Annotated in this window: 14 protein-coding genes; 4 read left to right on the top strand and 10 right to left on the bottom strand. The window is 65.6% G+C overall.

The window, feature by feature from the left end; genetic code table 11:
- The first annotated feature begins 6 nt into the window (after positions 1-6).
- Entirely contained in the window at positions 7-561 is a 555-nt protein-coding gene (locus tag ACIA8C_RS36990) for a TetR/AcrR family transcriptional regulator (RefSeq protein WP_397143022.1), read from the top strand.
- 103 nt (positions 562-664) lie between these two features.
- Here ACIA8C_RS36990 and ACIA8C_RS36985 read toward each other — a convergent pair whose 3' ends face one another.
- From ACIA8C_RS36985 to infC, 4 genes are all read right to left on the bottom strand, one after another.
- On the bottom strand, positions 665-1,462 hold the full coding sequence (locus ACIA8C_RS36985) for a TrmH family RNA methyltransferase (RefSeq protein ID WP_397143020.1): 798 nt from the start codon (positions 1,460-1,462) through the stop codon (positions 665-667).
- 38 nt (positions 1,463-1,500) lie between these two features.
- Positions 1,501-1,881, bottom strand: coding sequence for a 50S ribosomal protein L20 (rplT, locus tag ACIA8C_RS36980; RefSeq protein WP_396990048.1), 381 nt, complete (start codon positions 1,879-1,881; stop codon positions 1,501-1,503).
- A gap of 133 nt (positions 1,882-2,014) precedes the next feature.
- On the bottom strand, positions 2,015-2,209 hold the full coding sequence (gene rpmI / locus ACIA8C_RS36975) for a 50S ribosomal protein L35 (protein WP_040689021.1): 195 nt from the start codon (positions 2,207-2,209) through the stop codon (positions 2,015-2,017).
- A gap of 59 nt (positions 2,210-2,268) precedes the next feature.
- The gene (gene infC / locus ACIA8C_RS36970; protein ID WP_396990047.1) at positions 2,269-2,982 is read right to left on the bottom strand and encodes a translation initiation factor IF-3; all 714 of its coding nucleotides are present in this window, start codon (positions 2,980-2,982) and stop codon (positions 2,269-2,271) included.
- A gap of 370 nt (positions 2,983-3,352) precedes the next feature.
- On the opposite strand from infC, the gene ACIA8C_RS36965 reads away from it, so the two are divergent.
- From ACIA8C_RS36965 to ACIA8C_RS36955, 3 genes are all read left to right on the top strand, one after another.
- Positions 3,353-3,694 (top strand): DUF1844 domain-containing protein, encoded by a 342-nt coding sequence (locus ACIA8C_RS36965; protein ID WP_397143018.1) that lies wholly within the window; start codon positions 3,353-3,355, stop codon positions 3,692-3,694.
- Between the two features lie 116 nt (positions 3,695-3,810).
- Positions 3,811-4,425: a TetR/AcrR family transcriptional regulator gene (locus ACIA8C_RS36960; protein WP_397143016.1), complete on the top strand. Its 615-nt coding sequence runs from the start codon at positions 3,811-3,813 to the stop codon at positions 4,423-4,425.
- Between the two features lie 42 nt (positions 4,426-4,467).
- On the top strand, positions 4,468-6,012 hold the full coding sequence (locus tag ACIA8C_RS36955) for an FAD-dependent monooxygenase (protein WP_397143014.1): 1,545 nt from the start codon (positions 4,468-4,470) through the stop codon (positions 6,010-6,012).
- A gap of 443 nt (positions 6,013-6,455) precedes the next feature.
- Here the strand turns inward: ACIA8C_RS36955 and ACIA8C_RS36950 are convergent, their stop codons facing one another.
- From ACIA8C_RS36950 to uvrA, 6 genes are all read right to left on the bottom strand, one after another.
- Complete coding sequence (locus ACIA8C_RS36950) at positions 6,456-7,316, bottom strand: alpha/beta fold hydrolase (RefSeq protein ID WP_397143012.1); 861 nt, start codon at positions 7,314-7,316, stop codon at positions 6,456-6,458.
- On the bottom strand, positions 7,313-7,744 hold the full coding sequence (locus tag ACIA8C_RS36945; protein WP_397143010.1) for a helix-turn-helix domain-containing protein: 432 nt from the start codon (positions 7,742-7,744) through the stop codon (positions 7,313-7,315). Before ACIA8C_RS36945 ends, ACIA8C_RS36950 begins: the two co-directional genes overlap by 4 nt.
- Positions 7,745-7,829: 85 nt before the next feature.
- Positions 7,830-8,585 (bottom strand): alpha/beta hydrolase family protein, encoded by a 756-nt coding sequence (locus ACIA8C_RS36940; RefSeq protein ID WP_397143008.1) that lies wholly within the window; start codon positions 8,583-8,585, stop codon positions 7,830-7,832.
- Between the two features lie 187 nt (positions 8,586-8,772).
- The gene (locus ACIA8C_RS36935; RefSeq protein WP_397143006.1) at positions 8,773-9,222 is read right to left on the bottom strand and encodes a GNAT family N-acetyltransferase; all 450 of its coding nucleotides are present in this window, start codon (positions 9,220-9,222) and stop codon (positions 8,773-8,775) included.
- A 147-nt stretch (positions 9,223-9,369) separates the two neighbouring features.
- Positions 9,370-10,077 carry a hypothetical protein gene (locus ACIA8C_RS36930; RefSeq protein WP_397143004.1) on the bottom strand — a complete coding sequence of 236 codons (708 nt, stop codon included), beginning with the start codon at positions 10,075-10,077 and terminating at the stop codon, positions 9,370-9,372.
- A 522-nt stretch (positions 10,078-10,599) separates the two neighbouring features.
- Complete coding sequence (gene uvrA, locus ACIA8C_RS36925; RefSeq protein ID WP_397143002.1) at positions 10,600-13,617, bottom strand: excinuclease ABC subunit UvrA; 3,018 nt, start codon at positions 13,615-13,617, stop codon at positions 10,600-10,602.
- Positions 13,618-13,643: the final 26 nt, after the last annotated feature.

Here is a 13,643-nt window from a genome sequence, read left to right as displayed (position 1 = left end):
GTCCGGATGACCGCTTCCGAGCGCGGCGAGCAGGTGTTGCAAGCCGCCGTCTCAGCGTTCGCCGAATCCGGCTTCGCGGCCACCCGCACCGATGAGATCGCCAGGCGCGCAGGCGTTTCGCAGCCCTACGTGATCCGGCTCTTCGGCACCAAGCAGCACTTGTTCATCAGCGCGCTGCACCGGGTGTGCGATCGGATCGAAGAGGTATTCCGCGCGGCCCGCGAGGAGGCGGCGCCCGACGCGACGCCGGAGGACGCACTACATTCCCTCGGCCATGGCTTCAGCATCTTCCTGGCCGACAAGGAAATGCTGCAACTGTTCCTGCACGGCTTCGCGGCAAGCGGGGAGGCGGCGATCGGCAATGAGGTCCGCGCCCGTTTCGGCAAGATCTACCAGCTGGTCCGCGAGCTCACCGGCGCCGAGGTCCACGAGGCCCGCGAGTTCATGGCCACCGGCATGCTGCTCACCGTCCTGAGCGCGATCCAAGTAGCAGGCCCCGGCGCCGTAACAACCCCCTGGGCGCTCGAACTACTGAACGACTTCACCCAACTCGACGACTGAGCTCACCTGATCGGCCGCCGCCACAAACGCACACCTCGTGACACACGCACGCGTGTTAGGGCGGCGAGTCGGCGTGCGGGGAATCAGAAGATGTGCGGCGGGCTTACTTTGCGTAGCGCACGCGGGAATTCGCGTATAGGCAGATGGCGGCCGCGGTGGCCAGGTTCAGGCTTTCGGCGCGGCCGCGGATCGGGATGCGGACGCGGTGGTCGGCGCGTTGCGTCACGGCGGGATCCAGTCCGTGCGCTTCGTTGCCGAACAGCCAGGCGACCGGTCCGGTGAAGAGCCCGTCGGCATCATCGAGGTCGACTTCGCCGTTCGCGGCGGTCGCCAGGATCGTGATGCCTTCCGCCGCAAGGGCATCCAGGGTTTCGCCGACGTCACGGTGCCGCGCGATCGGGACGTGGAACAGGCTGCCCGCGCTGGCGCGCACACATTTGCCATTGTGCGGGTCGACCGAGTCACCGGCCAGCACTACCCCATCGGCACCAACGGAATCGGCGACTCGGATGAGGGTTCCGGCATTACCGGGTTCGGCCATCTCGACCGGTACCGCGAGCATCCGAGGCGCTTTCGCGAGCACGTCGGCCAACGGCACATCGATCAGTTCGCACACCGCGACAAGCCCTGGCGCGGTGACGGTTTCGCCGAGCTGCTGAGCGGCACGATCGCTGACCAGCGTGGTGCGCACGCCCATACCCGCGGCACTTGCCACCAGTTCATGCTCGCGGGCCGCGGCACCGGCGGAGTAGAACAGCTCCTGCACCCGGCCCGTATCCAACGCGGCGGCAACCGAATTGGCGCCTTCCGCGAGGAAGCGCCCGGCCTTACGTCGCTGCGCACCGCGCTGCAGCTTGACAGCGGAAACGACCCGTGGATTGCGCTCCGAGAGCGCGTCCACGGGTCGTTCCGAAAGATATTCGCTTGTCACCCGGTGACTTACGCGGCAGGCGCGTTGACGTCCTGCGGCAGGGCGGCCTTGGCGATCGCGACGAGACCGGCGAACGCGTCGGCGTCGGAGACGGCGAGCTCGGCGAGGATCTTGCGATCCACCTCGACACCCGCGGCCTTCAGGCCCTGGATGAAGCGGTTGTAGGTGATGTCGTTCAGACGCGCCGCGGCGTTGATGCGGGCGATCCACAGCTTGCGGAAGTCACCCTTGCGCGCCCGGCGGTCCCGGTAGGCGTAGGTGAGCGAGTGCAGCTGCTGTTCCTTGGCCTTGCGGTACAGGCGCGAACGCTGCCCGCGGTAGCCCTTGGAGGCCTCGAGGATGGAACGACGCTTCTTCTGAGCGTTGACGGCCCTTTTGACGCGTGCCATGGGTCAGTCCTTTGTCGATCTAGGGGGCGCATGCTGGCACCCGGAGTTTGTCAGTTGGTCGGCGTCCGGAATCCGGAACGCGGTTTGCTTACGGGCTCTTTCGAGCGACCGGCAAGCAATCGCTACTGGTCTCTCAGAGACCGAGCAGCCTCTTCACGCGCGGAACGTCGACGGACGCGACGGCCTCCGTGCCATCCAGACGACGAGTCCGGCGGGTCGACTTGTGCTCGAGCAGGTGGCGACGGTTCGCCTGCTGGCGAAGCAGCTTGCCTCGGCCCGACACCTTGAATCGCTTCGAGGCGCCGCTGTGGCTCTTCATCTTCGGCATGGATTCCTCTAATCTGTCTCGTCCCGGCGGCCCTTACGGACCGCCGGCTCTTATCGGTATTACTGCGGCGGGTCGGCCTGCTCGGCCGGAGCCGCGGCGGGCGTGCTGTCTGCGGCGACGGCCTCAGCGGGCGCGGGGCTCGGCTGCGCAGCGGGCTGCTGCGGCCGCGGAGCTGCGGACTCCTGCTGTGCCTTCACTCGCGTCTTCGCACCCTTGTGGGGCGCGAGGACCATGGTCATGTTGCGACCGTCCTGCTTGGCCGAGGTTTCGACGAACCCCAGGTCCGCCACGTCCGCGGCGAGACGCTGCAGCAGTCGGTAGCCCAGTTCGGGCCTGGACTGCTCACGTCCACGGAACATGATGGTGACCTTGACCTTCGACCCGGCCTCGAGGAAGCGCATGACATGGCCCCTCTTGGTCGCGTAGTCGTGGTCGTCGATCTTCGGGCGGAGCTTCTGCTCCTTGATCACGGTCTGCACTTGGTTCTTCCGAGACTCGCGCGCCTTCTGCGCCGTCTCGTACTTGAACTTGCCGTAGTCCATGATCTTGCAGACCGGCGGACGTGCATCCGGAGCGACCTCGACGAGATCGAGATCTGCCTCCATGGCGACGCGTAGTGCATCTTCAACACGCACGATCCCAACCTGCTCGCCGCTGGGTCCGATGAGCCGGACCTCGGGAACACGGATGCGATCGTTGATGCGGGTCTCAGTGCTGATGGGGCCTCCTAGGTCAAGCGGTGTCGTCAGGACGACCGCGCGCAATAACTGCAACCCCTTTTCAACACAAAAGCCCCGGAGCGGTATTCCGCTGCGGGGCCCGAGTCGACCGGTCAGCGCACGCCAAAACCTCGCGTGCGATCTTGCGCGCGGTTCTCTCACAAGAGAACCCCGGCACAAGAAACCCGCCTCCGAGAAGGCGGGTGACCGGACCGTTTGACCTGACGATCGCTCGTCGGCAACGGTGGGAGTCGGGCTCCACTTATCAGCCCCAGGCTCGAAATCTTGGAAGAAGACACAACCAGGGGCGGTCGTCAGCGGAAAGTCTAACATTGCGTTCGGCTATCGCCGAATCGGCCCGGCGTCCGCGCGTCGAGCTCGGCCGATGCCGGTGGCCGGCGGTCGCGTCGCTAGCCTGATGAGCATGACAGAAGAGCTCGACGACTCCGTGCGCGAACTGGCCGATATACCCGCGGTCGAGGTGATCAGCCGGGCCGCGGTGATGCTGATGAGTTCGGCGGCGGAGAAGCTCGGGCTCGCGGACGAGGATCCGGAGACCAGCACGCGGCGGGATCTCGACGAGGCGCGACGGGTGATCACGGCGCTGGCCGGGCTGGTCACGGCGTCGGTGGAGTACCTCGGGCCGCACGCCGGGCCGATTCGCGAGGGATTGCAGTCGCTGCAGCGCGCGTTCCGGGAGGCCTCGGCGCATCCGGATGAGCCGGGCAAGGGGCCCGGTGAGAAGTACACCGGCCCGGTCTACTGATCCTTCGCAACACTTTGCGGCAGCGCTGGCCTGGTCTTTGCCGAGTCCGCGCTGCCGTTAATTTTTCCCGGCGGGAAATTTTGCCCACCGGGCACGTTTTTCGGTAGGCTGTCGTCATGCCGGAGAAAGAAGTGCTCGGACTGCGCGAACGCAAGAAGCTCGACACCCGCATGGCGTTGAGTACCGCCGCAGTGGAACTGGCGTTCGAGCGCGGCATGGAGAACGTCACCCGCGAGGACATCGCGGCTCGCGCTGGGGTTTCGGTGCGCACGTTCAACAACTACTTCACCGGCAAGCACGACGCGATCGCCTACCGGCAGTCCGTGCGCATTCGGCGCAGCCTCGCGATATTGCGGGAGCGCCCCGCGGACGAACCGCTCTGGACGGCGCTGACCGCCGCGATGCTTGAGCCGCTCGAGGACGACGGAGCACAGTTCGCGTTGCCCAGTCCGGCGCAACTGGCCGAGATCCGGAAGCTGTTCACCGTGGCGGAGCTGCGGCACGCCGTTTCCAAAGAGATCTCCGACGATTGGCTCGAGCTGATCGCCGAACGCACCGGCACCGACCCGCTGCGCGATATCTATCCGCGCCTGGTCGCAGGCTCCATCGCAGCCATCGTCGAAGCGACGTTTGTCGTGTACTCCCACGCGGACCCGCCGGTGCACATCACCACCGTGCTCCGGCGCGCCCTCGACGAGGTGGCCGCGGGGCTTCCCGAACCGCCGCGCTGACACCGCACTAAAACCCATCATCGAACAAGGGGTGTCTTTGTCATGCCTGAAAACTCTGTCGACGTAGTCATTTCCGGTGCCGGACCGAATGGGCTGATGCTCGCCGGCGAACTCGCATTGGCCGGAGTGCACGCCATCGTGCTGGACGAACTACCCGCGCCCAGCGCTGAGCCGAAGGCGAACGGCCTTATCGGCCAGGTGATTCGGCTGCTCGACATGCGCGGGCTCTACCACGAGTTCGGCGGCCCGCCCGGTGCGCCGCAGCCGCTGCCCTTCTACTTCTTCAGCGGGCTGCCGCTGTCGTTCGCCGAGCTGGCGGACAATCCGATGGCCGCGTTGGGCCTTCCGCAGCCCAAACTCGTTCGGCTACTGGAGAAGTGGACGGCTGGGCTGGGCGTCGATATCAGGTGGGGACATCGACTCATCGGCTTGACTCAGCAAGACGATCGCGTCGACGTCACCGTGGCGGGACCTGACGGCGACTACCACCTCGGTGCTCGATACCTGATCGGCGCAGACGGCGGTAAGAGTTTCGTCCGCAAACAAGTCGGCATCGAATTCCCCGGCTACACCGCGACCGACAGCATCGCGCGGATGGGGCATGTCTGGCTGCCGGACGAGTTGCGGACCGGCGACGGCGGCATCGAAGTTCCCGGGTTCGGACGACTTCCGTTCGGGCACAACCGACTAGAACGCGGCGGTTTCGTCTTCGCCGAGTTGGAGCCGGGTCGTCCGCTCATCGCGAGCGTGGAGTTCGGCGGCGCACCGGTGCCCGAAGAAACCCCGATGACCATCGAGGAACTGCGCGCGAGCGTGCGGCGGGTGCTCGGCGTCGACCTGCCGATGGAGGCGCCGCACGGACCCGGCCCACATGCGTTGCGCCGCATCGACAATCAGAACACGCGACAGGCCGAGCGGTACCGCGAAGGCAATGTCTTCCTCGTCGGCGATGCCGCGCACGTGCATTCCGGGATGGGCGGGCCCGGCCTCAACCTCGGCCTGCAAGACGCGGCCAACCTCGGATGGAAGCTGGCCGCGACGATAAATGGCTGGGCCCCAACAGGATTGCTGGACACCTACCATGCCGAACGCCACCCGGTCGGCGTCCGCGTAATGATGAGTTCCCTCGCCCAAACCGCGCTCTTCGCCCCCGGCCCCGAGGTCACCGCGATGCGCACACTGCTCGGCGAACTGCTGGAACAGCCCGAAAATACCGCCTACATCGCCCGCCTGATGTCCGGCTCCGACACCCGCTACGAAACCGGCGACCCCCACCCCCTCTCCGGCCGAATGGTCCCCGACCTCACCCTCGAAACCCCCGACGGGACACAGCGAGTCGCTGAACTACTGCGCAAGGCGCGCCCCGTTCTACTCACCCTCACCGACAACCCGGCCATCACCGAAGTCGCAGCAGGGTGGCGCGACCGAGTCGACACCATCCCCGCAACCAGCGCCAAAGCCCCCGCCGACGCACTACTGATCAGACCAGACGGCTACGTCGCATGGGCATCCAACGCACCCGAACAGTCCGCCCCGGATCGCCTGCACACAGCCCTGACCCGCTGGTTCGGCCCACCCCTGACCTGACGCCCCGGGGTGCTGCCAACGCGCCGCGCACGGTTCGGCCCGCCGCGCACGGTTCACCAGCGAATTCGCGCTCAGCCGGTCAATCCGTGTGCGGCATTGCACGTGCCAGATCGCGTGACGACTCACGCAGCGCTTGCACCAACCAGGCTGCCGCGCACGGTTTTGTCCGCCGCACAGGAACTGCGCCGCTGCGTAGGGATTTGCCTGCTAGTTCGTGCGCAGCTGGACAATTCATGCGCTGCCGGGCGCGGTCACTGACGGACAGCAGCAGACAGGGCTGGCGCTCGGCATCGAGGAGGAACTCCGATACCGCGCCAGCCTACTCAACGACGCGAGTCCGACTCTCATAACGCTACAACGACCTTCGTGCACGAATTAGCTTGCCGCACACAGACTTGCCAGCCGGTTTGTGCACAGCTGGACTATTCATGCGCGGGGGTGGGTCAGTGCGGGTGGGGTTGGGGGTCGGCGAGGAGGAACTTCGATACTTCGTCGGACTGTCCGAGGATCGCGTGGCCGACGCCGGGGAGCACGTGCACTGTTGCGTCGGGGACGTGGCGGCGGACTCGGTCGGCGGTGGCCGCGGAGTCGAGCATGACGTCGCGGGCGCCGACGATTACCAGCATCGGCATGGTCAGGTGGCGGAGGGCGTCGTCGGAGAATATGGGGAGACGCTCGGTGCGCGGCTTGTACTGGGTGAAGGTGAGCACTATGTCGTCGAGCACCTGTTCGGTCAGTGGCGTGTCCAGGCCGGTCACGATGCGGGCGGTCTGCCGAACGCCGCGGCGACCGAAGAGGCGGAGGAACAAAGCTTTTGGCAGCCAGCCCATTGTCTGCGCGCCGATACCGCTGGGGCAAAGCAGGGCAAGACGAGTTATCCGACCCGGCCTGCGGACTGCGTAGTCCAGCGCCACCCAACCACCAAGGGAGGCCGCGACGACCGAAACGGTTTCTAGCCCAAGGTATTCCAGCACATCATCGAGCCACAGCGCGAGCCGATCGGAGTCGAGGGGCGGGCGGGACGGGGCACTGGCGCCCGCCTCGCCGATGATATCGATCGCGTAGGTGCGGAAATGCTGTGCCCAGGAGGCGATCTCGCCGCGCCACATGGCGGTGTTGGCGCCCGATCCGTGCAACAACAGCAGCGGCTGCGCGTCCTGCGGGCCGGAGACCACGACGAAGGTCTCCCCCTCCCGAGTCGGCACCCGCAGGTGCTCAGCCGGAACAGGCCATTCCCGCAGCAACTCCTCGTAGCGCCGCCGGACCTTGTCCGCGCCACGCTCGGACTTGTAGATCGTGGTCATGACGCAAGTACCCCTTCCATGTATTCGAACAGTCGAGCCGTATCGGCAAGGCCGCCAAGGACAATCACTTTCAAGCGGGCCCGCTCCGCGTCGTACATCGTGTCGATCCGCAGCGGTTCGTCTTCGGTCGACCGCGTGTTGGCCGCACCCATCAGCAGTGTGGTCAGGCGGTCGGCCAGCTCGGCACCGACCGCCTCGACCTGAACGATGCTCGACACCTCCGTGTGCCGCTGCCGCCCCGCAGTTTCACGCGCCGTCGCAGGCACCGGCAGCCCGGTGAACGCCTCGAGATCCGCCTCCGCGATCCGATACTGCTTCCCGATCCGGACCGCCTTCAGCCGCCCGTCCCGCACGTAATTGCGAATCGTGCGGACGTGCAGGCCGAGGCGCTCGGCGACCTGTTCCACTGAGTAGAGGCGATCTGTCACAGAAAATACTCTAACCTTCCCTATTGCACATCTCAATAGGGTAATTTACGGAACTATAGACACCGCCACAGCCGTTGGCGGCACATCAGGCCGACGGCATTGCGAGCGGCCGGAGATGCCTGGCGAAGAATCGGGCCGCACTGTCGGCCTCGAATCGGGGGACGTAGGCGTGCCCTCCCGCGTTGGCGTGCAGTGTTTTCTCCTTCGAGGCGAAGGCGTCGAACAGTGCGAGGCCGGACTGGCGGTCTACGTGTTCGTCGTCCCATTGGAGGAGGAATTCGATTGGGACGGTGATCTTTGCCGCCGCTTCGGCCAAGGATTCCTGCCCGAGGCAACCGAAGATCGCGGCGGTGATCCTGGGTTCTACCGCGGTCAGCGGAATGCCGATCCCGGTGCCCTGCATGATCCCCCAGAAGCCGACCGGGCCTTCGGTGCCGATCTCCGGCAGTTCCTGCAGCGCGTCCAGGGTTGCCTGCCATTCCGGCGCGGCGCGCGCGGCCAGGTCCATGTGGACTCCCACGACAACCGGGCCGAGCGGCTCGCCCGCCGCCTGCGCCTGCCGGAGGAGGGTGACGTGTCGCTCGTCAGCCGCGGTTCGGGGTCGGTCGCCATGGCCGGGTGCGTCGATGGCGGCCGCGTGGAAACCGCATTCGGTCACGAATCGGTGTGCGCGGCCGACGATTCCGGGCGCTCGCTTGTGTTGACCACCGCTGTGTGCCAGCAGGACGAGGGGTGCGCGAGTAGCGGCCGAAGCCGGTGAGTAGAGCACGCCGGGAACCTCGCCCACCGTGAAGTCGCGTTCGATGACACCGTTCGACGATGTCTGCGCAGTGAAACGCATAGGTGTTGCCTTTCGGGATTGCCTTGATGTTCGGGCACTCCCGGCGACACCTACATCAATCGCCAACCGTGCAGCAGCGAGGGAGCACCCACATGGATACAGCGTTCACGGGTCTCACCTCCTGGCGCGATGTCACGGTCCCCCGCACGCTACCAACCCGCGTCCCGTCCCGCCTAACGACTTCCCGCTACCGTGTCACGCGCGGAATCCGCTGCATGAAGATGTCCACGGGGGTCTCGCTGACAACGGTGAACCCGTGCCGCTCGTACAGCCGCTTGGCTGGACTGCCCTGCAGAACGTCCACTCGGACGACGATCCCCGCGCGATCGCAGGATTCGAGCATTCTGCTCAGCACAGCCGAGCCGATCCCCTGGCCCTGCAGTCGCGGATCCAGGTAAAAGTGCTCGAGCCAGTGCCCGTCATCAGCCGGTCGCAGTGCGATGCAGCCCGCGAAGACGCCTGCCACCTCGATCACCGACGTGTGCTCGGCCATGAACCCGTCGCGCAGCCGCTGGCGCACCCGGTGTTCGTCGTACCGACCGAGGCGCTCGAGATCTGGCCGCAGCGTCACGGCGCGTAACTCCGCGATCGGCTCGACGTCGGCGAGCTCTGCCCGGCGGGTCTCCCAGTCTGCCATGGCGAGACAGTAACGAACTGAGCTGCGGCCAGTCGCTCCGATTTCCGCGCCAAGTTTTGCGAACGAAAGTTGCCAACCTTCCGATAGAGGCCAAATATGTTGTGCCGCAGACATAATTGGCGCTCTATCGCGAGTACGGCGGTGCGATCAGTCCACAGTCCGTGGCGGGTTCACTGTGGCGGTGTCGATGTGGCAGCGGCGACCGTCGGTAGTTGTCGGCGGGGTGATGGTTCCGCCGTTTCCGGTGTAGGTGAGTTCGGGGGTGAGGCAGCTTTGCCTGGCTTCGTCGCGGAAGGTGATGGTGGTGTCGGAGAAGACGAGCCGGTTGGCGAGTCGCGCGTTATCCCATGGCTCGATCGCGAACAAGGCCATGTTCTGGGCTTGGGCGCGCATGTTGATCGAGTAGCGCACCGAACCCGACCGTCCCGTAATGGTTTGCGTCCACACGCCGGTCGCTTGATCCAGGGCGATATCCATGTCGAGCGCCTCGCCTACCTTCACCGACATCGCACGCCCCGAGTGACAGTCGGCGTATTGCGGGTCTCTGGAGTAAACATTGACGTACTGACCAGAGATCCACCAGGTGGAGTAGGTCGGCGGCTGTTGCACCGGCGCGCAAGCATCACCCCAGGTAAGCACCGGTTGCAGAACGCCGAGGCCGATCGGATAGTAGTTTCGCCCGCCGTCACGAGGCTCGAGACCTGGCCACAGGAACATGGTTCCCACCCGTGCCGGCTTCGCCGGAACCGTGAAATGCGTCTGCATCCGAACGATTTCGTTGGCAGCCGGAATCTTGAAATAGATCCGCGACTGCTGATCCGGCTGCAACGGTACCGGCTGCGTCCGAGGCGCCATCGATCCCGGCGGCGACGGAGCAGTCGGCGGTTCCGCAAGCGAACTAGGCACAGCAACGAAACCCGCTGCCACGATTGCGATTACAACTGTAATGAGGTGACGAGCCAAAGCTCCACGTTTAAGGTTCACACTTGCAAATAGAATCACACACCATTGCCGATACGAGCCCCATCGACTGGGGAAAACCAAAAGCGCAGGCCCACCCTTCCCCAATTGCCCCCCGCCGGAAGCAATTACCGAAACACCACACCTCCGCCCACCCGAAACTCCTTCGCACACTTAGTTGATGCTTCGAATACCCACCAGGTAGAGCGAAGCCCACACCGTTTCCCGAAGCCGCACACCGCGTATAGAAAGTGTGCAGCTTATACAGACGGTGTGCACACGACACAACGAGTGTGTGCATTTCGACGAACCAGACCGCCCCGCAAAATCCGCACTCTTTCTCGGGAGCAGCACCGGCTTTAGGGCCCTATTCCGGGTGCGGATCCCAAGAGAGAGTGCGGATTCCGAGCTAAGGGCTCAGCGCAGGGCTGCGGCCTTGCGGGCTAAGCGCTTTGTGGCGGTTTTCGCGGCGGCTTGCGCCTCGGTGGGCTTGTCGGCGGCCTTCTTCGCCGGAGCCTTCTTGGCGGGAGCCTTCGCTACCTTCTTCGCGGGCGACTTCTTCGCAGCCTGTGGCGCACCCGCTTGTTCCAGGGCTTCGCGCAGGAACTGGCCGGTATAGCTTTCCGCTACGGCGACAATGTCTTCCGGCGTTCCCTGCGCCACGACCATGCCGCCGCCGGAGCCGCCTTCGGGACCCATGTCGATGACCCAGTCGGCGGTTTTGATGACGTCGAGGTTGTGTTCGATGACGATCACCGTGTTGCCCTTGTCTACGAGGCCGTTGATGACCTTCAGGAGCTTGCGGATGTCTTCGAAATGCAGGCCGGTGGTCGGCTCGTCGAGGATGTAGACGGTGCGGCCGGTGGAGCGTTTCTGGAGTTCGGCGGAGAGCTTGACGCGCTGGGCTTCGCCACCGGACAGGGTGGGTGCGCTCTGGCCGAGGCGGACGTAGCCGAGGCCGACGTCGACGAGGGTCTTCAGGTAACGGTGGATCGAGCTGATCGGCTCGAAGAACTCGGCACCCTCCTCGATGGACATGTCGAGGACCTCGGCAATGGTCTTGCCCTTGTAGTGCACCTCGAGGGTTTCCCGGTTGTACCGGGCGCCGTGGCAGACCTCGCACGGGACGTACACGTCGGGCAGGAAGTTCATCTCGATCTTCAGGGTGCCGTCACCGGAGCACGCCTCGCAACGACCGCCCTTGACGTTGAAGGAGAATCGGCCGGGCTGGTAGCCGCGCACCTTAGCCTCGGTGGTCGACGCGAACAGGGTGCGGATCTTGTCGAACACACCGGTGTAGGTCGCCGGGTTGGAACGCGGGGTGCGGCCGATCGGCGACTGATCCACCTGGACCAGCTTGTCCAGGTCGTCGAGTCCCTTGATCCTGGTGTGCCTGCCCGGCACCTGCCGCGCGCCGTTGAGCTTGTTCGCAAGCACGGTCGCCAGGATGTCGTTGACCAGCGTCGACTTGCCGGAACCGGAGACGCCGGTGACCGCGGTGAGCACGCCGAGCGGGAAGTCGACGTCGATGCCGCGCAGGTTGTGCTCGGTCGCGCCGACCACGGTGAGCAGGCGCTTCTTGTTCACCGGCCGGCGGAGCAGCGGCAGCTCGATCCGCTCCCGGCCGGAAAGGTAAGCGCCGGTGAGTGATTCGGGCTCGGTGAGCAGCTCCTGGTACGGGCCGCTGTGCACCACCCGGCCACCGTGCTCGCCGGCCAGCGGGCCGATGTCGACCACCCAGTCCGAGGCGCGGATAGTGTCCTCGTCGTGTTCGACGACGATCAGCGTGTTGCCGAGATTGCGCAGCCGGGTGAGGGTTTCGATGAGCCGCCGGTTGTCCCGCTGATGCAGGCCGATGGACGGTTCGTCGAGCACATAGAGCACACCGACCAGTCCGGAACCGATCTGGGTGGCGAGCCGGATGCGCTGCGCCTCACCGCCGGACAAGGTGGCCGCGGCCCGCCCGAGCGACAGATATTCCAGGCCGACGTCGAGCAGGAAGCCGAGCCGCGCCTGCACCTCCTTGAGCACCTGCCCGGCGATCGCGGCCTCGCGCTCCCCCAGCGTGAGCGAGTTCAGGAACTTGGAGCATTCCCCGATGGACAGGTCGCTGACCTCGGCGATGGACTTGTTGTCGCCGCCCGCGTTGATGGTGACCGCGAGAATCTCCGGACGCAGCCGGGCACCGTCGCAGACCGGGCACGGCACGTCGCGCATGTACCCGTCGTAGTGCTCCTTCATCTGCTCGGACTCGGTGCTCTCCATGCGCCGCTGCAGGAACGGCATCACGCCCTCGAAATCGGCGTAGTACGAACGCTTCCGGCCGTACCGGTTGGTGTAGGAGACGTGCACCTGGTCGGAGCTGCCCTCCAGCACGGCCTTGCGGGCCTTGAGCGGCAGGTCTTCCCACGGGGTCTTCATCGAGAAGCCGACGGCCTCGGCGAGCCCGGACAGCAGCCTGGTGAAGTACTCCGCGGTCTGGCCACGCGACCACGGCGCGATGGCACCGTCCTGCAGGCTGAGCGCCGGGTCGGGCACCACCAGGTCCGGGTCGACCTCTTTGCGAATGCCGAGTCCGGAGCAGTCCGGGCAGGCGCCGTAGGGCGAGTTGAACGAGAACGACCGGGGTTCCAGATCTTCGATGTCGAGTGGGTGCCCGTTCGGGCAGGCCAGCCGCTCGGAGAAGCGGCGCTCCCGGTCGTGCGCGTGCTCGTCGCGGTCGACGAAGTCCAGCACCACGATGCCGTCGGCCAGCCGCAGCGCGGTCTCGATCGAATCGGTGAGGCGCTGTTTGGAATTCGTCTTGACCGACAGGCGGTCGACGACCACCTCGACGTCGTGCTTCTCCTGCTTCTTCAGCTTCGGCGGATCGGTGAGCGGGTGCACCACGCCGTCGACCCGGACCCGGGAGTAGCCCTGCGAATTCAATTGATCGAAGAGATCGACGAACTCGCCCTTGCGGGTGCGCACCACCGGCGCGAGCACCTGGAACTTGATGCCCTCCTCCATGGCGAGCACCTGATCGACGATCTGCTGCGGCGTCTGCTTCTGGATCAGCTCGCCACACACCGGGCAGTGCGGGGTGCCCGCCCGCGCGTACAGCAGGCGCAGGTAGTCGTACACCTCGGTGATGGTGCCGACGGTCGAGCGCGGGTTGCGGTTGGTCGACTTCTGATCGATCGACACCGCGGGCGAGAGACCCTCGATGAAATCGACGTCGGGCTTGTCCATCTGCCCGAGGAACTGCCGCGCGTACGCCGACAGCGACTCCACGTACCGCCGCTGTCCCTCGGCGAAGATCGTGTCGAAGGCCAGGCTCGACTTGCCGGAGCCGGACAATCCGGTGAACACGATGAGACTGTCGCGGGGCAGGTCGAGGTCGATCCCCTTCAGGTTGTGTTCCCGAGCTCCGCGCACAGTGAGGCGTTCCGCCACCAGGTGAGTCCCTTCTCGATCGTGTT

Source organism: Nocardia sp. NPDC051321 (assembly GCF_044455225.1).
GTDB lineage: Bacteria > Actinomycetota > Actinomycetes > Mycobacteriales > Mycobacteriaceae > Nocardia.
The sequence above is the reverse complement of the archived record's forward strand: the minus strand, read 5'-3'. Positions and strand labels throughout refer to the sequence as shown.